Below are 19732 nucleotides of genomic sequence, written 5' to 3'. Positions count from 1 at the left end.
GAGCGACACCTCGGCTACGTATCGCGGAGTACGAGCCCTCGGACGTACGCCGCCTGCCCGGCGTGCTGGAGATCGTCGGAAAGCACGCTGACCAGGCGAACCCCGAGGGTGACGGGCGGATCCCACCCCTCGTCGACGATACGGTCGAGGTCGGCTTCGCCGAGTCCGGCGGCCCAAGCCGTCGTCGCCTCGTGCACCGCGTCGTAGTACCCGGTCAGCAGGTCGGCGGAGTCGACGCGGACCGCGTCGCCGTCCTCGGGGCGGTGCCCGTATCCGGTGTCCGACGCGGGGAAGGGCAGTGAGAAGCGGCCCACCCAGTCCCGCGCGGTCCAGATCTGCTCGGTGCCCATCAGGTCGGCGACGTGATCGTCCTGCACCCGGGTCAGATGCCAGACCAGCCAGGCGATCGTGTTCGCGCCCGGCGCCGGGCTCGCGGTCAACTGCTCGGCGCTCAGCCCCTCGACGGCGTCGTGCACCACTTCCTGGACGCGGCCGAACCCGTCGGCCACCACTTCGGCCAGTTTCATCGATTCCCCTTCCGGCGTCTCCCGCCCACGATGCCACCGTGAGGTGACCCAGGCCTTGCAACCTTGACTTATATAAGCCCAGGCCGTGATAGTTGCCGGATGCACGCGTTCGACGTCCTCGGGGATCCGGTGCGCCGTCGGATCCTGGAACTGCTGGCGGGCGGGGAACAGAGTTCCGGCGACGTGACCACGGTGGTCCGCGCCGAGTTCGGGATCTCGCAGCCGGCGGTCTCCCAGCATCTGCGCGTCCTGCGCGAAAACGGCTTCACCACCGTCCGCGCCGAGGGCGCGCGACGGCTGTACTCGGTGGATCCGGGACCGCTCAAGGAGATCGACGGCTGGCTGGAGCAGTACCGGCGGTTCTGGACCGGGCCGCTCGACGCGCTCGCCACCGAGATCGCGCGCGGCCGCCGCGAACGCCGGAAGGCCGCCGAAGAGAGCGATTAAGCTTCTCCCCATGCGCCGCCTGGGATCGCGTCGAGCGGTGGCTGCCCGCCGAACCCGTCGCCTTCCTGCTGCTCACGACGGCGTTTCGGGCGACCTCGAGCGGGTTGGACGACAACGCCGGTTCCTGGTGGCACGGGGCGCGTCGGCTGTCGGACCCCGCCCCTAGAATCGTCCGGGTGGCAGCCCCCGACATCGGTACCTCGGAAGCCCTCGAAACGCTGAACCGCGTCTTCGGCTACGACGACTTCCGCGGCGACCAGCACGCCATCGTCGAACACGTCATCGCAGGCGGTGACGCGCTCGTCCTCATGCCCACCGGCGGCGGGAAGTCGCTGTGCTATCAGATCCCCGCCCTGGTGCGACCGGGCGCCGGTGTGGTGATCTCACCCCTGATCGCGTTGATGCAGGACCAGGTCGACGCGCTGCGCAACCTCGGCGTGCGCGCGGGTTTCCTCAACTCGACCCAGGACTACGCCGAGCGGAACAGGGTCGAGGCCGCGTTCGTCGCCGGCGAGCTGGACCTGCTGTACCTGGCACCGGAGCGGCTTTCGGTGGAATCGACGGTGCGGCTGCTCGACCGCGGCGAGATCTCGCTGTTCGCGATCGACGAGGCGCACTGTGTCTCCCAGTGGGGTCACGACTTCCGGCCCGACTATCTGATGCTGTCCGCGGTGCACGAGCGCTGGCCGGACGTGCCGAGGATCGCGCTCACCGCCACGGCCACCAAGGCGACGCACGCCGAGATCGCGTCCCGGCTCAACCTCGAGAACGCGCGGCACTTCGTCGCGAGCTTCGACCGGCCGAACATCCAGTACCGGATCGTCGGCAAGAACTCGCCGCAGCGCCAGCTGCTGGAGCTGCTGCGCACCGAGCACAAGGGCGACGCCGGGATCGTCTACTGCCTGTCGCGGAACTCGGTCGAGAAGACCGCGGATTTCCTGATGGAGAACGGGATTCCGGCGGTGCCCTATCACGCCGGGCTGGACGCGCGGACGCGCGCGAAGCACCAGTCGCGGTTCCTGCGCGAGGACGGTCTGATCGTCGTCGCGACGATCGCGTTCGGCATGGGCATCGACAAGCCGGACGTACGGTTCGTCGCACACCTGGACCTGCCGAAGTCCGTCGAGGGCTATTACCAGGAGACCGGTCGAGCGGGCCGTGACGGGCTGCCGTCGACGGCCTGGCTGGCGTACGGCCTTCAAGACGTCGTCCAGCAGCGCAAGATGATCGACATGTCGGAGGGATCCGAGGCGCACAAGCGGCAGCAGAGCGCCCATCTCAACGCGATGCTGGCGCTGTGCGAGACGGTCGAATGCCGCCGTGTACAGGTGCTCAGCTATTTCGGGCAGCGGAGCGAGCCCTGCGGCAACTGCGACACCTGCCTGGCGCCGCCGGAGACCTGGGACGGCACGATCCCGGCGCAGAAGATCCTTTCGACCATCGTCCGGCTGCAGAACGAGCGGCGCCAGAAGTTCGGCGCGGGGCAGATCATCGACATCCTGCTCGGCAAATCGACGCCGAAGGTGACCCAGCACCGGCACGATTCCCTGAAGGTCTTCGGGATCGGCACGGAGCTGAAAGAACCCGAATGGCGCGCTGTGGTGCGGCAACTGCTGGCGCAGGGGCTCGCGGCTGTCGAGGGCGACTACGGCTCGCTCGTGCTGACCGAGGGCAGCGCCGAGGTGCTGAACGGGCAGCGGAAGGTCCAGCTGCGGCGCGAGCCGGAGCGGGCGGCGAAGGCCGCGGCCCGGTCCAGTGCGAAAAAGGCCGCGGCCGCCGATATGCCCGCCGAGGCGGCGCCGGTGTTCGAACTGCTGCGTTCGTGGCGGGCCGCGGCGGCGAAGGAGCAGGGGGTGCCCGCGTACGTGATCTTCCACGACGCGACCCTGCGCCAGATCGCCACCAAACGGCCCGCCACGCTACAGGAGCTGGGTACGGTCAGCGGTGTCGGCGAGAACAAGCTCGCGAAGTACGGCGAGCAGATCCTGCAGACGCTCGCCGAGGTTTAGCTCAGGGCTGGTAGGGGCGGCGCGGCGGCCGTCCGGTCATCCCGTCGACCTTGCGCACCGCGCCGTCGATCTGGCTGTGGTACTTGCCCTTGGTCTTGTGGTCGACGAAGGTCGCGGCCTTGTTCACGGCCTTGGAGACCTTCTCGGGGTTCTTCCGCACGTAGGCGCGCACAGCCGTGGCGGTGCCGGCCAGAGCCGTCAACTTCCGCAGTAGAGCCACGATGGTCCCTTTCCTCGGGGTCGTCTGGTTGCCTGCTCAACGACCGGTGATGACCCCTGGGTTCCCCGCCGCGAGCCGAATCACTCATTTCGGATACCGACCGCCGGAAAACGGGGCGCGCGGCGAGGGCCACGACCACTAGATTCGTGCTCATGCGGGATCTTTCTCTGCTGCCCAAGACCCATCTGCACGTCCACCTCGAAAGCACCATCCGGCCGGACACGCTCCGTGAGCTCGGCGAGGCGAACGGCGTCGCCGTACCCGCGGAACAACCCGTGTTCGACGGGTTCCGCGCGTTCGGCGACTACAACGGGCTGTTGCGGTCCTGCCTGCGGAATCCGGAGGACTTCGAACGGGTGGCGCGCGAGTTCTGCGAGGACCAGGTCACGGACGGCGTCCGCTACGCCGAAGTCACCTTCACGGCGGCTTCTCACGGCGAACGACTGGGCGAGCCGGACATGCCGCTGGCGTCCGTCCTCAAAGGACTCTCGGTGGGGGCGGCCGAACACGGGCTCCACTGGCGGGTGATCCTGGACCACTCGCGCCGCCGGCCGGTCGAACGGGCCCGGCTCACCCTCGACCTCGCCCGCCGTTATGCCCAGGACGGGGTGTTCGCGATCGGTCTCGCCGGGGAGGAGAAGTACCCGCTCGCGCCGTTCGCCGGGATCTGCGACGAGGCCGAGGAAGCGGGGCTGCACCTGATCCATCACGCCGGGGAGGACGCCGGCCCGGCCAGCATCCGCGAGGCGCTCGAGGTCGGCCACAGCGAACGGATCGGCCACGGCATCCGGATCCTGGAGGACGTCGCGCTGGTCGCCGAAGTCCGGGAACGCGGTATCGCGCTGGAGGTCTGCCCGTCGTCGAACGTGACGCTCGGGCTCGTGCCGTCGTTCGAGGAGCACCCGCTCCCCCGGCTGGTCGACGCCGGGCTCGTGGTCACCCTCAGCACCGACGTCCCCTCGGTCACCGGGACGACCCTGACCGACGAGTTCCTGCGCACTCGCGAGGCGTTCGCCTACGACGATCGAGCGCTCGCCGGACTCGCCCGGGCGTCCGTCGACGCGTCCTTCGCCCCCGCCGGGCTCAAGCGTTCGATCCATGCGGAGATCGACGCCTGGCTCGCCTGCACCCCGCAATTCGTCACCTACTTGCGGTAGTTGCGCGGGCAAGGATCGCGAGTAGGTGACGAATTGCGGGTCGTGGCACGGGTCACCCGGACGGCGGACCACACAAGTTCTCCACAACCGTCACGTACCGTGGAGCCGGTGACCGCTTCGTCCCCTTCGACACTGGACCTGCTGGACCAGTGGCAACCGCCGCCCAGGAAACGCGGCCCGCGTGGCTGCGTGATGCTCACGCTCCTGGTCGTGGGCGCCTTGGTGGCCGGCGCCGTCTGGGTCGTCGTGAGCCTCAACGACCGCGAACCGGTGCCGGTCAAACCGGTGTTCACCGTGCCCGCGCTCACCCCCGCGCCGCGTTCGGCGATCCCCGGCGACGCCGGACCGCTGCCCGCGGAGCCCGCGAAAGACGCCTGGATCGCGAAGGTGTCGGAGAACACGGACATCCCCTCGCGCACGCTGCGGGCCTACGTGAACGCGGCCGAGAAGACCGCGAAGACCACTCCGCGCTGCGAAATCACCTGGGCGACCATCGCCGGGATCGGCCGGACCGAGTCCCAGCACGCCCGGCACGACGGTTCCCGCGCCGGTGAGGACGGCATCGTGACGCCGCCGATCATCGGCATCCCGCTCGACGGCTCGCCCGGTGTGCTGGCCGTCGTCGACACCGACAAGGGCGCCCTCGACGGCGACCCGAAGTGGGATCGCGCGGTCGGGCCGATGCAGTTCCTTCCCGCCACCTGGAAGCGGTACGGCGTCCGCGCGAGCGGCGACGGCGCCGCGCCTGACCCGCAGAACATCGACGACGCGGCGCAGACGACAGCGCGGTACATGTGCGCGCGGGGCGGCGACCTCGGCGAACCCTCTGGCTGGTGGACCGCGGTACTGACCTACAACAACTCCACCCAGTACGGGCAGGAAGTGTTCAGCAACGCCGACGCCTACGGGAAAGCCGCCCTGAAGCCCTAGAGCCTCGTGAGTGGTAAGGACGGTTCTAACCGTCCTTACCACTCACGAGACCAGACGGGCCACCAGCCGGGTCAGCTGGTGCACGTTCCGGCATTCGTGCATCTCGACGACCTGGGCGTACGCGTGCGCCTCGGAGTCCCCTGTGGACCACAGCGCGGTCCGCTCGGGGTTGAGCCAGTACGTATGCCTCGCCGCGGCGGCGATCCCGCGCACCGCGGCCAGGTTCGGGTCGCCGCCGTTGGTCCTGGCGTCGCCGAGGATGAGCACGGACGTCCTGGGGCCCACGGCATCCGGATACCGCTCGGCGAATTCACCGAGCGCGTGCCCGTAGTCGCTGTGCCCGTCCCAGCGGGTCAGTTCCGCGTCGGCGAGGATGCGCGCGCCGAGGTCCTCCGGATCGGCCGCGCCGGTGTCGACGAGGTGGGTGATCTCGTCGCACGCGTCGATGAACGCGAACACCCGCACCTTGCTGAACTGGTCACGCAAGGCCTGCACCAGCAGCATGGTGAAATTCGCGAATCCGGCCACCGACCCCGACATGTCGCACAGGAGCACGATTTCCGGCCGCCCCGGCCGGTGCCGCCGGTACGACGGCCGCATCGGGACGCCGCCGGTGGACAGCGAACGCCGCAGCGTCCGGCGCAGGTCGATCTGCCCGCGCGCGTGCCGCCGTCGCCGGGCGGCCAGCCGCGTGGCGAGTTTGCGCGACAACGGCTGGACGACCCGGCGGAGTTCGGCGAGTTGCGCGCGGCTGGCGAGCAGGAAGTCGACGCGGTCTGCGGCGGGCGGCACGGCGTGCCGCGAAACCCGTTCCCTGCCACGGACTTCGGCCACCCGGCGGCGGGCTTCGGTCCGCACCAGCCCACGGAAGCCTTCGACCCGCCGTCGGACATCGTCCCGGTCCAGCCGGTCGGTGAAGTCCTCCGGCGCACCCGCGCGGATCGCTTCGAGCACGCGGACCACGAGCGTCTGCGGCTGGAGCCGTTCCAGTGTCTGGTGCGCCGACCAGCCGCCGGTGCCCGCCGTGCCGCCGTACTCCCCCAGCATGTCGACGGCGAGCCCGGCCAGTTGCGTCAGTTCCGTCTGGTCGTTGTCTGCGAGCGCCGTGGCGAGGCGGTCGCGCAGTGCGGCCAGGTCGTCGACGGGATCCTGCGAGAGCGCGCCGACGCCGAGCGGGAAATAGATGTCGAACGTCGCGTCGAACACCGCGCGCTGGCCGCCGCGCCGGACCAGTGCCGCCGCGAGCCCCTCCCGCATCTGCTCGCGTGAGGCCAGGCCCAGCACTTCGAGTGCCGCGGCGGCGTCGACCGTCTCGCTGGGGCCCGCCGGGATCCCGTGTTCCCGCAACGCTTCCACGAACTCGACGAGCCTGCCCGGCACGCCGCTCACGAGTCGAGGACCTTGCCGAGCTCCAGCCGCGCGTCCGCCTTCACGACGTCGTCCTGGTGTTTGAGGATGACGCCGAGGCTCGCGCGGACGACGTCCTCGCCGAGGCTGTCCGCGCCGAGCGCCAGCAGGGTCCGGGCCCAGTCGATGGTTTCGGCGACCGACGGCGCCTTCCGCAGTTCCATCGCCCGCAGCGCGGTGATCACCTTGACCACGGACGCCGCGAGCGCGTCGTCCACGCCCGGCACCTTGAGCCGCACGATGCGCTGCTCCAGTGCCGCGTCGGGGAAATCGATGTGCAGGAACAGGCACCTGCGGCGCAGCGCCTCGGAAAGCTCCCGTGTGGCGTTGGAGGTCAGCACCACGAACGGTTTGCGCCCGGCGGTGATCGTGCCGAGTTCCGGGACGGTGATCTGGAAGTCGCCGAGCACCTCCAGGAGCAGGCCCTCGATCTCGACGTCGGCCTTGTCGGTCTCGTCGATGAGCAGGACGGTCGGCTCGTCCCCCTTGATCGCCGTCAGGAGCGGCCTGGCGAGCAGGAACTCTTCACCGAAGATGTCGTTACGGGCTTCGTCCCAGGTCTCGTCCTTGCCGGCGGTGATCCGGAGAAGCTGCTTCGCGTGGTTCCACTCGTACAGCGCGCGGGACTCGTCGACGCCTTCGTAGCACTGCAACCGCACGAGCCGTGAGCCGCTCGCGTGCGCGACCGCCTTCGCCAGTTCGGTCTTGCCGACCCCCGCGGGGCCCTCGATCAGCAACGGCTTGCCGAGGGCGTCCGCGAGGAACACCGTGGTGGCGACGGCCGCGGAGGCCAGGTAGCCGGTATCGGCGAGCTTCGCCGTCACGTCTTCGACGGATGTGAAGTACCCGGTCCCAGCCACGCGGCCTCCCAGCTCGATCGCCTACCCGGCCGACTCTACGTCGCGGATCCGCTTCGGCAGCAGGAATCCGACCGCGAAGGTGAGCATCACCATCACCGCGACCACCCAGAACGTCCGCTGGGCCGCGTCGGTCGGGTCGGCGGTCCCGGCGTCGAAGAACACCGTGCCCAGCAGCGCCATCCCCAGCGCGCCGCCGACCTGCTGGAGCGACGTCAGCGCGCCCGACGCCGATCCGGCCTCCGACGGTTCGACACCGGACAGCGCGATCTCGAAGTACGGCCCCATGATCAGCCCGGAGCCGATCCCGACCACCAGCAACGCGGGGGCGATCAGCCACGGACCGGTATCCGGGCCGAGGAGCAGCAGCAGCGCGACCACGCCCGCGGTCATGATCAGCGCGCCGGTGTGCAGCACCTTGCGGCCGTGCTTGCGGACAGCCTGCACCAGGCCCATCCCGACGATCATCCCCAGCGACATCGGCACACCGGTCAGCCCGGCCTTGAGCGGCGAGAAACCGAGCCCGAGCTGCAGGTACAGCGTGAAGACGAGACCGAAGCCGGAGAACGCCGCGAAGTAGATCGTCCCGGTCGCCATCCCGGCGAGGAAGCTGCGCTTGCGGAACAGGCTCGGCTCGACCAGCGGGTCACCGCCGCGACGGCTCTTGCGCTTCTCGAACCAGGCGAACACCCCGAACACCACGACCGCGGCGGCCATCATCGCGAAAGTCCACAGCGGCCAGCCGTACTCACGCCCCTGCACCAGCGGGAAGACGATCAGCAGCGCACCGGTCGTGGCGAGCAGCGCGCCGGGGATGTCGAGGGTGAGCGAACCGCCGGGACGCGACCCGGGAAGGAACTTCAGCGCGGCGAGCACGGCCAGCGCGCCGATCGGGAGGTTGATCAGGAAGATCATCCGCCAGCCGGTGCCGAAGAGATCGGCGTCGACCAGCCAGCCGGCCAGGATCGGCCCGCCGACCGCGGCGAGCCCCATCACCGGGCCGAACATGCCGAACGCGGACTGCAGCTCCTTTCCGGTGAACATCTCCTTCATCATGCCGAGGCCCTGCGGGACCATCGCGGCGCCGAACAGGCCCTGCACCACCCGCGCGGTGATGATCATCTCGGGGCTCACCGCGACCGCGCAGAACAGCGAACCGGCGACGAAGCCGATCGCGCCGATCAGGAACATGCGCTTGCGGCCGAAGATGTCGCCGAGCCGTCCGCCGGTGAGCAGACCGGACACCATCGCGAGCGTGTAGGCGACGCCGAGCCACTGGATCATCGCCGTGCCGCCGCCGAGCGAGGCCCGCATGACCGGCCCGGCGATGCTCGTGACCGTCATGTCGAGCAGTTCCATCACCGAACCGGTCAGGATCACGAACAGCGCGGGCCAGCGCCAGCGATACGGCTTCGCCACGAGGGTGTTTTCCGAGGTCACACCGCTCGGGGTGTCCAGTGTCATCGTCATGGGACCAACGCTAAAGTCAATTCCGGCCATTTTCTGACCGGAATGCGAGCGAACCTGGATTCATGGCGAACACGAGTGCGCGGATGCTGCGGCTGCTGTCCCTGCTGCAGACACACCGCTTCTGGTCGGGGATCGAACTGAGCGACAAGCTCGAGGTGAGCGAGCGGACGCTGCGGCGCGACGTCGAGCGGCTCCGAGAGCTGGGCTATCCGGTCAACGCGAGCTGGGGCGTCGCGGGCGGCTACCAGTTGCGGTCGGGCACGGTCATGCCGCCGCTGCTGCTGGACGACGAGGAGGCCGTGGCGATCGCGGTCGGCCTGCGGACGGCGGCGAGCGGTTCGGTGGAGGGCATCGAGGAGACCTCGGTGCGGGCGCTGACGAAGGTCGTCCAGGTGATGCCGCCCCGGCTGCGGAGGCGCGTCGACGCGCTCCAGGCGTACACGACGCCGGCGGCCGTCACCGGTCCCCGGGTCAGCGCCGCCAGCCTGACGGTGATCGCGCAGGCGTGCCGGGACGACGAGCGGCTGAAGTTCGATTACGCGGCACGCGGCGGCGAAGAGTCCGCGCGGCTGGTCGAGCCGCACCGGCTCGTCTCGCTCGGGCGGCGCTGGTACCTCGTGGCGTGGGACCTCGACAGGGTCGACTGGCGCACCTTCCGCGTCGACAGGCTCAGCGAGCCGCGCACCACCGGCGCCCGCTACCGGCCGCGCGAGATCCCCGGCGGGGACGCGGTCAAGTTCGTGGAGGCCCAGATCAAGGCAAGGCCGACCACACACACGCTCCTCGTCCGGGTCGAGGCGCCGAAAGCCCGGGTCGAATCGGCGGTGCGGTACCTCGGCGGCGTGCTCGAAGCGATCGACGAGACGTCCTGCCGCCTGACGATGAACGTCGACACCTTCGACTGGCCCGTGCTGATCCTCGCCGCCATCGGCGCGCCTTTCGAGGTCGAGAGCCCATCTGCGTTCAAAGATCACCTCGGCGCCGTCGCCACTCTCTTCTCCCGTGCTTCGCGCGACGGAAACGAAAGCGGCGGTGAAGGGTGAGCACCCTTCACCGCCACCGGTGATCGACAAAGCCCTGTCCGGACGCGCCCCGACGGGCGCGTCAGGTCAGCAGAGACCCGTGTACCACGCGTTGTCGGCGTTGTAGCCGAGCTTGGTGATACCCGGCGTGACACAGAGGTCCTCGTCACTGCCGACGTTGTAGGTCACGTGGATCGTGATGTTGGTCGAGCCGCAGTGGTTGTAGTAGCTGATCAGGCCCTGCTCGTAGTAGCCGCACACGGCCATGGTGCCCAGGTCGCCCTGGGGAGTGGCCTCCGCGGCGGACGCGGTGGTGGCGGCGCCGAACATCAGCGCGCCCGCCGAGGCGGCGACCGACGCGGCGACGGCGGCCCTGGTGGCGATCTGCTTCAACATGGCTGTTCCCTCCAGATTGGTTTCCCGAGTCCGAGCAATTCCGGAAAGCCCCTTTCCCAATGAGCGAGCGGGGACCATTCCGCCATCGGGAAGGGGGCCGGTATTTCACCGCCGGTCCGGTCGGACATCTCAAAACTTATGAATTCGACTCGCGGGCGACAAGCCCTTTCACGACTGCCTGAAACCGCGATCACGGCCGGAGCAATGCGGAACCTCTTTGCGAGATCCGGTGTTCCGCCGCGCCGTTCGTCCGTGCCGTCTGCACCAGGCCGGCGTTGCGCAGCACGGTCGTGTGCTGGCTGGCGCCTGCCAGGGAGATGCCGAGGGCGTTGGCGAGATCGGTGGTGTTGACCTGCGGCAGATCGGCGATCGTCCGCAGCACGGTGGCCCTGGTCCGGCCGAGCAGGGCGGTCAGCGAGCGGACCCGCACCGCCTCCTCGTCCGCGTTCGCCGTCCAGCCCGGTGACCGTTCGACGGGATAGACCAGCATGGGCGTGGCGGAGTCGCCGGAGAGCGTGGTGATGGGCCCGCCCCAGCAGAAGAACGACGGCACCAGGACCAGGCCACGGCCGTCGAGGTACAGATCCTGTTCGACGGGATAGTCGATCTCGAGCACCGGCGGCCGCCACCGGACGGCCGGGTGCAGCCCGGCGAGAACGGCCTCGAAACCGACGGAGGCGACGACATCCGCCCTGCTCCGCCGGTCCAGCTCGACGTGGTGACGGATACCCGGCCAGAACGGCTCGATGGCCTCGCGGTGGTACGCGCGCAAGGCGCCGGCCAGCCGTTTCAGCGATTCCACCTCGCCGTCGGCGATGTCGGCCACCCAGGTCGGCAGCACCCGGTGCCGGGCGAGCTCGGCGATATCGGTCTTCAACCTCGTCCTCGCGGTGCCGAGAAGCAGGTCGATACCGGTCTCCAGATCGGGGATGTCGCCGTGCGGGGTGAGGAAGTCCGGCGAGTAGCCCGTGGGTCTCGCCAGTGCGGTGAGCAGCCCCGTGCCCGACGGCAACCGAGGCCGCAGCTTCCGCCGCCAACCACCGAAAACCGGCTGGCCTTGACCGGTCTGGACCAGATGAAGGCTCAGCAGGATCTCCCACATCCGATGTGGTTCGGCCAGTAGCCGGATCCTGACCAGATCCTCCGTGGAAAAGTATATGCGCAGCATTAATGGAACCCCCAGTTCGTTCCGTTACCCCCGCAGGATAGCCCCTTTCCCACACCCGACCAGCCATCCATTCCGGTATTGCCCCGTCAGTTCGAAGTACTTCGAACTGACGGGGTTCCGTTAGCCGTGCCCTGCCGGGAATACGCGGCCGAGACGGCGGGAACCGAGATGTCACATTCGACGGCGCGCTTCCAACAGCTAGCATCGGGCCCGTGAGCACCTATGTCGCGGCCGAGGGCCGATACGAGAGCATCCCCTACCGCCGCACCGGGCGCAGCGGCCTGAAGCTGCCCGCGATCTCGCTTGGCCTGTGGCACAACTTCGGGAACGACAAGCCGCTGGGCACGCAGCGGGACATCGCGCGGCGCGCGTTCGACCTGGGCATCACCCATTTCGACCTCGCCAACAACTACGGCCCGCCCTACGGTTCGGCCGAGGAGAACTTCGGCAGGCTGCTGGCCTCGGACTTCAAGCCGTACCGGGACGAACTGGTCGTCTCGACCAAGGCGGGCTACGACATGTGGCCCGGCCCGTACGGCGAATGGGGCTCGCGCAAGTACCTCCTGTCCTCTTTGGACCAGTCGCTCGGCCGGATGGGCCTGGACTACGTCGACATCTTCTACTCGCACCGCTTCGACCCCGAGACACCGCTCGAAGAGACGGTCGGCGCGCTCGACACCGCCGTCCGCTCCGGACGCGCGCTGTACGTCGGCATCTCGTCGTACTCGTCGGAGAAGACCGCCGAGGCCGCCCGGCTCCTGCGCGAACTGGGCACGCCGCTGCTGATCCACCAGCCGTCGTACTCGATGTTCAACCGCTGGCTCGAAGGCGACAAGCTGCTCGACACGCTCGAAGCCGAAGGCGCCGGCTGCATCGCCTTCTCGCCGCTGGCGCAGGGGCTGCTGACCAGCCGTTACCTCGACGGCGTTCCCGAGAATTCCCGTGCGGCGCAAGGGAAGTCGCTCAATCCGGACACGATCACCGAGGACACCCTCGGCAAGATCCGGGCGCTGAACGAGATCGCCCGGCGGCGTGGTCAGACGCTGGCGCAGCTCGCGCTCGCGTGGGGCCTGTGCGACCCGCGGATGACGTCGGTGCTGATCGGCGCGAGCAGCGTCGCCCAGCTGGAGGACAACGTCGGCGCGCTGAAGAACCTGCACTTCAGCGAAGAGGAACTGGCCGAGATCGACCGCTACGCCACCGAGGCCGGCATCAACCTCTGGAAGCGTTCGACCGACGCCGGATAGGGTGCAGGTCGCGAAAACTCGTTGCCCCACCCGGCGGCGGGACCGAGACTGCGGACATGACATTCGAAGATCTGCTCGCCGAGGGGGAAGCCATCCCGGTCGCAGGCTGGGACTTCTCGTGGTTCGAAGGCCGGGCCACGGAGGAACGGCCGCCGTGGGGCTACTCGCGGCTGCTCGGCGAACGGATGGCGGCGGCTTCGGCCGGACTGGACCTGCAGACCGGCGGCGGAGAGGTGCTCGCGGGCATCCCGGAACCGCCGCCGGTCCTCGCCGCCACCGAAGGCTGGCCGCCGAACGTCGAGGTCGCGCGGAAGAACCTCGCGCCCCTCGGCGGCCAGGTGGTGGAGGCGACGGACGACGGGCCACTGCCCTTCCCCGACGAATCCTTCGACCTGGTGAGCAGCCGCCATCCGGTCGAGAACCCGTGGCGGGAGATCGCCCGCGTGCTACGTCCGGGCGGAACCTTTCTGTCGCAACAGATCGGCGCCGGCACCGTCCGCGAGCTGACGGAGTTCTTCCTCGGCCCGCAGGATTACGGCGACTGGACGCCCGACGTGCTGCGCGTCGAGGCGGAAGCCGTCGGGCTGCGGGTGGAGCGGCTCGAACCGGCGAAACTGCGGATGGAGTTCTTCGACCTCGCCGCGGTCGTCCACTTCCTCCGGAAGGTGATCTGGATCGTGCCGGGGTTCGAGGTCGGTAAGTACCGGGACAAGCTCGCGGAACTCCATCGGATGATCGAGGACGACGGGAAGTTCGTCGCGCACTCCCGGCGAGTCCTCGTGGAGGCCGTCAAGCCTCGTGAGTGGTAAGGACGGTTATTGAGGGGTAAGGCAAATGTGGCGTGTTGCGAAGGCCTCTTCCGCTACGTCGGTGGAGGCGGGCGGTCGGCCAGGTGGGGTCGATCGTGACGTGAGGTGCCGGGTGCTGTCGGGCATGTCGCGAAAGCCACTTTCGCGACGTCTGATGTCCCGAAAGTGGCTTTCGCGACACGAGACCCAGGCCCAGGCTCAGGCTCAGGCCTGAGGGAACGCGCATCGCCGAGGTGCCTGCCACGACACCTTTGCCTTACCCCTCAAGAGAACCGTCCCTACCACTCACGAGGCTTAGCGCAGTGGGTCTCTCGGCGGGGGCAGATGCGAGGTGTCCGGGAACATGTGGAGCGCGCGCAGGGCGGCGCCGAGCTCGGCGATGTCGGCCGGGTCGGTCAGCGAACGGCCCAGCTCCTCGGAGATCCGCTTCAGCCGGTGCCGGATCGTGTTGGGGTGGCAGAACATCCGCTCCGACGTCAGTTTCGTGGAGCCCTGGCATTCGAACCACGTCCGCAACGTCAGCAGGAGCACGTTCCGATCGTCGCCGGGCAGGTCCAGGAGCGGCCGCAGCACGTGGTGCGCGAGCTGGACCGACGCCTCCGGCGCGCTGGCGACGAGGCCGGCCAGCGGGGATTCGTTGAACTGCACCATTCCCGTCGTCCCCGGCATCATGCTGGAGAGCGCGACCCGCGCGAGATGCAGTGCGCGGGAGGTGTTCCCGAGACCGGTGAACACCGGGCTGACGCCGATCCGGCCGGTCTGGTTCTCCCTCAGCAACTCGATGATCACCTGGGACACCGACGGGTCCCGCATCGACACGACACCGACCTGCAGGTCCGGAGTGAGCCGCCAGGCGGACGCGTGATGCCGGTCGCGGAGCCGGTTTTCGATCTGTGGCAACGGTTCGTGCCCGACGCGCGGGGTCTCCGCCGCGACGACCACATAGGCCCCGTCGAGCGAGAGCTCCAGCACGCGCGCGATGTCCCACAGCGTGCCCTCGGTGGCCGCGCCACCGGCGAACAGCGCCTCGACCAACGCGGAGCGCCGGCTTTGGTGCGCCAGCATGACTTCGGCGGTGGTGTCGCGGTAGGTCGTCGTCAGCGCCTCGGCGTAGTCGTCGATCAGCGCCCAGATCGCCGACGTCGCGGCGACGAGGCCGCGGAGGTCCTGGTGCTCGCCCGAAGCGGTCAGTTCGACGAACCGGTTCCACACCTCGGTGAGCCCGATCCGGTAGGCCCGCAGGAGTTCCGGCAGCGGCGCGCCCTGCAACGCCCGTGCGCGCCCGGTCGCCCTCGCCTGCGCGAGGTCGGGTTCCTCCGTGCCGCGCAGGGTCCGCATGACGAACTCGAGGTTGTTCCGCACCGACGTCCGCAATTCGGCGAGGGTGACGAACTGCGCTTCGCGGTACACCGGCATCTCGGCACGGATCTGCTCGACGGTGGTGTCGATGAGTCCGGGCAGCTGCTTTTCGACCTCGACGGCCAGTTCGGCGACGACGACGGCCGAACCTTCGCGGAGCACAGTTTCGTAGTGCATGGACGTCCTCCGGGGCAGGGACTCCTCGTCGAGTCCCTGGGGTCGTCATCTAACACGACTTGTCCGGAGGTGGCCTGTCGAAGCCGGAAGGAACCGCCGGTGCGGCGGAAAGTCGGGATTTCCGCCGCATCGGCGGGATTTCACATCTTCGCGGCCGCGCTCTTGATGGCTTCCCGGATCCGGAAGTAGGTGCCGCACCGGCAGACGTTCTGGATCGCGTCGATCTCGGCGTCGGTCGGGTTCTTCGTCTTCTTCAGCAGCGCCACCGCCGCCATGATCTGCCCCGGCTGACAGTAGCCGCACTGCGCGACGTCCTGTTCCAGCCAGGCTTCCTGCACCGGGTGCAGGTCTTCACCGTCGGCGAGGCCTTCGATCGTGGTGACCTCCTTGCCCGAGCAGTCGGACACCGGCGTCACGCACGGGTTGAACGCCTCGCCGTCGAGGTGACTGGTGCAGGCCTTGCAGACGTTGATCCCGCAGCCGTACTTCGGGCCGCGGACGCCGAGCTTGTCCCGCAGCGCCCACAGCATGGGCAGGTCCGCGGGCGCGTCGACGGTGACGGTCTTCCCGTTCACCGTGAAGGTGTAATTGGGCATCGGAACTCCTTGGCGGGGAAGGAAAGTCAGCGGGGGAAGGGTTCGAAGTCGACCGGGAAGTTGATCGGGAAGCTGCGCGGTTTGATCCCGGTGGCCCGCGCGTAGGCGTTCCCGATCGCGCCGACCGGCGCGGGCACGCCGAGTTCCCCGGCGCCGCCGATCTCGCCCGTCTCCGGCATCACGTGGATCTTGACGTCCATCGGCGAGTTCTTCTGCCGCGCGTAGTGGAACTGCGAGTAGCTGCCTTCCAGCGGCAGCCCCTTGTCGATGTGCAGCCCCGCGGTCAGCGTGGTGGAGATGCCGTCGGTCAGGCCGCCGAGCATCTGCGCCTCGATCCCGCGCGGGTTGATCGGCTTGCCGACGTCGACGGCGATGGTCGCCTTGGTGACGCGCGGGTTCTTCGGGTCGCGGCCGTCGAGTTCGACGAGGCAGGCGGTGTAAGACTTGTACTCGCCGTGCACGGCGACACCCTGCGCGAAGCCCTTGGGCATCTTCTTGCCCCACTCGCCCAGTTCGGCGACCTTGTCCAGCACGGCGCGCTGCCGGTCGTCCTTGATGAACTCACGCCGGAAGGCCACCGGGTCTTTGCCGAGCTTCGCGGCGATCTCGTCGACCATGATCTCTTCCGCGCCGCGCGTGCTCGACGAGTACACCGACCGCCAGGCGCCGGTGTGGAAGTTCACCGGGACCTCGTTGAGCAGCTGCGTGGTGACCCCGAAGTTGTACGGCGACTTCACCGTCAGCAGGAACACCGTCTGCGCGAAGCTCAGGTTGCCACCGACCGGGAGTTCCGCGGCGAAAGCGGTCAGGACCTCGCCGAGCCCGTGACTCCAGTCGGTCTCCACGCTCGCGACCCGGTGTTCGAAGGTGAGCACCTGGCCGAGGGCGAACGTGGCGCGGATCTTGTGGTGGCTCGCGGCACGCGCGCGGCCGTGGCGCATGTCGTCGATGCGGCTCCACATCAGCCGCACCGGCCGCTTGAACGCCTTGGAGGCGCGAGCGGCCTCGATGGCGCCGTCGGAGAACAGCCGCCGGCCGAAGGACCCGCCCGCCTGCTGGACGTGCACCGTCACCTTGTTCTCCGGCAATCCCAGTTCCCGCGCGATGTTCTGCTTCGCGAGGATCGGCACCTTCATCCCGGACCAGATGGTCGCGCTGTCCTCGCGGACGTCGGCGACCGCCGAATTGGTCTCGAGCGGCGCGTGGCTGGCGAAGGCGAAGTCGAACTCGCCGTCGACGTACTGGGTGAGCAGCGGCGGAACGACGAACGGCAACGCCGCGGCCTGCAGCTTCTTCTTGATCGTCGCGTTGTTCTCGCCGTCGACGGTGCCACCGTTCCAGGTGACGTCGAGGGCGTTCTTGCCGTCGAGCGCCTGGCCGAAGGTCTCGGCCATCACCGCGACACCGGTCTTGATGACGGCGATGTCGATGATTCCGGGCATGGCACGGACCGCGGCCTCGTTGTTCACCTTCTCGACCGTGCCGTTGATCGTCGGCGGACGGCGGACCATGACCGGCTTCGCACCGGGGATGTCCAGGTCGAGCGTGTACCGCAGCTGTCCGGTGACCATCGCGCGGGCGTCCTTGCGCGATTGCGGAGTGCCGACCAGTTTGTGCGCGGACTCCGCCTTCGGGGTCGCGGTGAGCTTGCCGAGGTCGGCGCGGGCGGCGGGCTTGGACAGCGTGCCGTACTCCGCCCGGCGGCCGTCGGGCGCGATCACCGCACCGTCCCTTGTGGACAGCCGATCGGACTCGGCGTCCCACTGCCGAGCGGCGGCCGCGACCAGGCGGGCGCGGGCGGCGGCGGCCGCGGTCCGCACCGGGGTGTAGAGCGAGCGCATCGTGTTGGAACCGCCGGTCAGCTGGTTGAACAGCAGTTCCGGGCGGGCGTCGGAGAGGACGACGTCGACGCGGTCGAGCGGCAGGTCCATCTCCTCGGCGACCAGCATCGCGTTCGCCGTGGTGATGCCCTGGCCGACCTCGGTCCGCGGCAGTTCCAGCCGTACCCGGCCGTCTTCGCGGACTTCCAGCACGAGGAGACCGGCGGTGGGGGCGTTCGACAAGATCAGCACATCGCCGAGGTCGAGGATCTCGGCGGGCCCGGGCGGGGTCGGGATGACGGCCTCGGCCTCTTCGGGCGCGACGGTGTCGATACCGATCTTCGTGGCGATCGTGAGGGTGGGCGCGGCGACGAGGAAGCTCAGGAACCGGCGGCGGCCGAGGCCGCCGGTGTCCGGAGCCTCACCGTCGCGGCCCGGGGTTCCAGTGGTGGGACTGGCCATCGGGAAGATCCCTTCGAGAGCGCGCGGAGAAGGCGGGGACCCTCGCGCGGCCTGGGGTTGGATGGCGACACGCTAGGCATCGGCATTCGGCCTAGTCAACGCGGAGTAGTCGAGTCGGCTCATCTGTGTGACGAGATGACAGCGCGCGGGCCCAAATGTGTGACGCGCCACAGCGCGGGTCAGATGGAGTCGCGCTCCCGGCCCGCTTCGAGCAGGTCTTCGCGGGCGCGCGCGACACGCGAGCGCACGGTGCCGACCGGGCAGCCGCAGATCTCGGCGGCCTCGGCGTACGAGAGTCCCAGCACCTGGGTGAGGACGAGGACCTCGCGCCGCTCCGGGTCGAGCCCGTCGAGCAGCATCCGCAGCTCCACCAGGTCCTCGAACCCGGCGACACCCTCCGCCTGGCGAGCGCCGCGACGCTCGGCGGTGGCCTCCCAGTCGACATCGGCGAGCTTCGGGCGCGCCGAAGCCGCCCGGATGCGGTCCACGACCACGCGGCGCGCGATCGACAGGAGCCAGGTCCGCGAGGAAGACCGGCCGGCGAACCGGCGGAGGCTGCCGAACGCGCGCAGGTACGTCTCCTGGGTGAGATCGTCGGCGGCAGCGACGTCGGCCAAGTGCGCGACGAAGCGCCAGACGTCGGCCTGAGTGGCACGCACCCAGTCCTCCAGCGCCCTCCGGTCACCGCGGGCGGCGGCGAGAGCGAGCGCGGTCACCCGCTCGTCGTCGTGGTTGCGCGGCCCGGCCATACGAGAAACGTAGCAGCGTCGCGGGAACCGGGGCAGGCCCGCGCCCGACGAATGAGACGTGAAGTGCGAGACCTGCCGCGAGGCCCTGTCGGCCCGGCTCGACGGCGAAACCGAACCCGCCCCGCCCGAGGCCCTCGACCGGCATGTGGCAGGCTGCCCCGCCTGCCGGTCGTGGCTTTCGCGCGCCGAGCGGATGCACCGGGTGATGCTGCTGCGGCCCGCTCCCAGCGTCCCGGACCTCACCGCCGTCATCCTCGAACGCACCCCAGCCCCGCCGAGCGAGGGCTGGCCTGCCAGGATCGCGCTCGCGCTGGTCGCGATCGCGCAGCTCGGCCTCGCCTTCGCCCAGCTACTGGGCGTCGAAGACCACGCCGCGGGACACGGCACGGAATCCCTGATCGGGCACCTTTCCCACGAAAGCAGCGCGTGGAACCTCGCCGTCGGCGTCGGACTCGGCTGGGCGGCCGTCCGCACGAAGGCGGCGGCCGGGCAGCTGCCCGCGCTGACCGGTTTCGTCGCGCTCCTCCTGGCGTTGTCGGCGGGCGACCTCGTCACCGGACAGGTCACCGCCGGGCGCGTGCTCACCCACGGGCTGGTCGTCGCCGGACTGCTGTTGCTGTACGTGGTGAACCGGCAGCACCGTCTGCGCAACCGCCCCAGTCCGGCGACGACGGCCGACGCCCCGGATTCCCACGCCTCGGAAACGGACCACGAAACCGGCGAAGCCCCCGAACGACCCCGCCAGCACAGGGGATTCCGGCGTCCGGCGAGTCGTCACGTCGCCTGACCCGCCTGGTCTAGACCATTGCCGGTCACTGGGAGCACGCGTCCGGATACCGGGTGAATCACGGGTTTTCGCGCGCGGCATGCGCGATTCGCGGCTCGGACACGGTTATCGTCGCC

Annotated in this window: 19 protein-coding genes; 8 read left to right on the top strand and 11 right to left on the bottom strand. The window is 69.3% G+C overall.

Annotated elements, in window-relative coordinates:
* Positions 1–14: 14 nt before the first annotated feature.
* Positions 15–527, bottom strand: coding sequence for a mycothiol transferase (locus H074_RS10620; protein ID WP_007030026.1), 513 nt, complete (start codon positions 525–527; stop codon positions 15–17).
* Between the two features lie 99 nt (positions 528–626).
* Here H074_RS10620 and H074_RS10615 point away from each other — a divergent pair, with 99 nt between their 5' ends.
* Positions 627–974, top strand: a complete 348-nt coding sequence (locus H074_RS10615) for an ArsR/SmtB family transcription factor (protein WP_007030025.1) — start codon at positions 627–629, stop codon at positions 972–974.
* A gap of 176 nt (positions 975–1150) precedes the next feature.
* Positions 1151–2983: a DNA helicase RecQ gene (gene recQ, locus H074_RS10610; RefSeq protein WP_007030024.1), complete on the top strand. Its 1833-nt coding sequence runs from the start codon at positions 1151–1153 to the stop codon at positions 2981–2983.
* Between the two features lies 1 nt (position 2984).
* Here the strand turns inward: recQ and H074_RS10605 are convergent, their stop codons facing one another.
* Positions 2985–3203, bottom strand: a complete 219-nt coding sequence (locus H074_RS10605; protein WP_007030023.1) for an antitoxin — start codon at positions 3201–3203, stop codon at positions 2985–2987.
* Between the two features lie 152 nt (positions 3204–3355).
* Between H074_RS10605 and add the strand changes: the two genes are divergently transcribed.
* Both add and H074_RS10595 read left to right on the top strand, forming a co-directional pair.
* Positions 3356–4360 (top strand): adenosine deaminase, encoded by a 1005-nt coding sequence (gene add / locus H074_RS10600; RefSeq protein ID WP_007030022.1) that lies wholly within the window; start codon positions 3356–3358, stop codon positions 4358–4360.
* Between the two features lie 108 nt (positions 4361–4468).
* Positions 4469–5290, top strand: a complete 822-nt coding sequence (locus H074_RS10595; protein ID WP_235096721.1) for a lytic murein transglycosylase — start codon at positions 4469–4471, stop codon at positions 5288–5290.
* 42 nt (positions 5291–5332) lie between these two features.
* On the opposite strand, the gene H074_RS10590 is transcribed toward H074_RS10595, so the two are convergent.
* The 3 genes from H074_RS10590 to H074_RS10580 are packed head-to-tail and all read right to left on the bottom strand — an operon-like array spanning position 5333 to position 9024.
* Positions 5333–6679: a vWA domain-containing protein gene (locus H074_RS10590; RefSeq protein WP_007030020.1), complete on the bottom strand. Its 1347-nt coding sequence runs from the start codon at positions 6677–6679 to the stop codon at positions 5333–5335.
* Positions 6676–7557: an AAA family ATPase gene (locus H074_RS10585; RefSeq protein ID WP_007030019.1), complete on the bottom strand. Its 882-nt coding sequence runs from the start codon at positions 7555–7557 to the stop codon at positions 6676–6678. The genes H074_RS10590 and H074_RS10585 overlap by 4 nt, the downstream gene beginning before the upstream one ends.
* 21 nt (positions 7558–7578) lie before the next feature.
* Positions 7579–9024 carry an MFS transporter gene (locus H074_RS10580; RefSeq protein ID WP_007030018.1) on the bottom strand — a complete coding sequence of 482 codons (1446 nt, stop codon included), beginning with the start codon at positions 9022–9024 and terminating at the stop codon, positions 7579–7581.
* A gap of 62 nt (positions 9025–9086) precedes the next feature.
* On the opposite strand from H074_RS10580, the gene H074_RS10575 reads away from it, so the two are divergent.
* Positions 9087–10067 (top strand): helix-turn-helix transcriptional regulator, encoded by a 981-nt coding sequence (locus H074_RS10575; protein WP_235096720.1) that lies wholly within the window; start codon positions 9087–9089, stop codon positions 10065–10067.
* Between the two features lie 66 nt (positions 10068–10133).
* Here the strand turns inward: H074_RS10575 and H074_RS10570 are convergent, their stop codons facing one another.
* Both H074_RS10570 and H074_RS10565 read right to left on the bottom strand, forming a co-directional pair.
* A complete protein-coding gene (locus H074_RS10570) occupies positions 10134–10442 on the bottom strand; it encodes a DUF6355 family natural product biosynthesis protein (RefSeq protein ID WP_007030016.1) in 309 nt (102 codons plus the stop codon).
* 190 nt (positions 10443–10632) lie between these two features.
* Complete coding sequence (locus tag H074_RS10565) at positions 10633–11610, bottom strand: ArsR/SmtB family transcription factor (RefSeq protein WP_007030015.1); 978 nt, start codon at positions 11608–11610, stop codon at positions 10633–10635.
* Between the two features lie 212 nt (positions 11611–11822).
* Between H074_RS10565 and mgrA the strand changes: the two genes are divergently transcribed.
* Entirely contained in the window at positions 11823–12857 is a 1035-nt protein-coding gene (mgrA, locus tag H074_RS10560; RefSeq protein ID WP_007030014.1) for an L-glyceraldehyde 3-phosphate reductase, read from the top strand.
* A gap of 56 nt (positions 12858–12913) precedes the next feature.
* Positions 12914–13666: a class I SAM-dependent methyltransferase gene (locus tag H074_RS10555; protein WP_007030013.1), complete on the top strand. Its 753-nt coding sequence runs from the start codon at positions 12914–12916 to the stop codon at positions 13664–13666.
* Positions 13667–13960: 294 nt separating this feature from the next.
* Here H074_RS10555 and H074_RS10550 read toward each other — a convergent pair whose 3' ends face one another.
* The 4 genes from H074_RS10550 to sigC all read right to left on the bottom strand — a co-directional run bounded on the left by H074_RS10550 (position 13961) and on the right by sigC (position 18829).
* Positions 13961–15202 carry a PucR family transcriptional regulator gene (locus H074_RS10550; protein ID WP_007030012.1) on the bottom strand — a complete coding sequence of 414 codons (1242 nt, stop codon included), beginning with the start codon at positions 15200–15202 and terminating at the stop codon, positions 13961–13963.
* A 140-nt stretch (positions 15203–15342) separates the two neighbouring features.
* Positions 15343–15798: a (2Fe-2S)-binding protein gene (locus H074_RS10545; RefSeq protein ID WP_007030011.1), complete on the bottom strand. Its 456-nt coding sequence runs from the start codon at positions 15796–15798 to the stop codon at positions 15343–15345.
* A 26-nt stretch (positions 15799–15824) separates the two neighbouring features.
* The gene (locus tag H074_RS10540) at positions 15825–18080 is read right to left on the bottom strand and encodes a xanthine dehydrogenase family protein molybdopterin-binding subunit (RefSeq protein ID WP_007030010.1); all 2256 of its coding nucleotides are present in this window, start codon (positions 18078–18080) and stop codon (positions 15825–15827) included.
* A 179-nt stretch (positions 18081–18259) separates the two neighbouring features.
* Positions 18260–18829, bottom strand: a complete 570-nt coding sequence (sigC, locus tag H074_RS10535; protein WP_007030009.1) for an RNA polymerase sigma factor SigC — start codon at positions 18827–18829, stop codon at positions 18260–18262.
* Between the two features lie 58 nt (positions 18830–18887).
* Between sigC and H074_RS10530 the strand changes: the two genes are divergently transcribed.
* Positions 18888–19616, top strand: a complete 729-nt coding sequence (locus H074_RS10530) for a zf-HC2 domain-containing protein (protein WP_007030008.1) — start codon at positions 18888–18890, stop codon at positions 19614–19616.
* The last annotated feature ends 116 nt before the right edge of the window (positions 19617–19732 follow it).

The organism is Amycolatopsis decaplanina DSM 44594, assembly GCF_000342005.1.
Taxonomy (GTDB): domain Bacteria; phylum Actinomycetota; class Actinomycetes; order Mycobacteriales; family Pseudonocardiaceae; genus Amycolatopsis; species Amycolatopsis decaplanina.
Note: the sequence above shows the minus strand (reverse complement) of the source record. Positions and strands in the feature narration are given on the sequence as shown.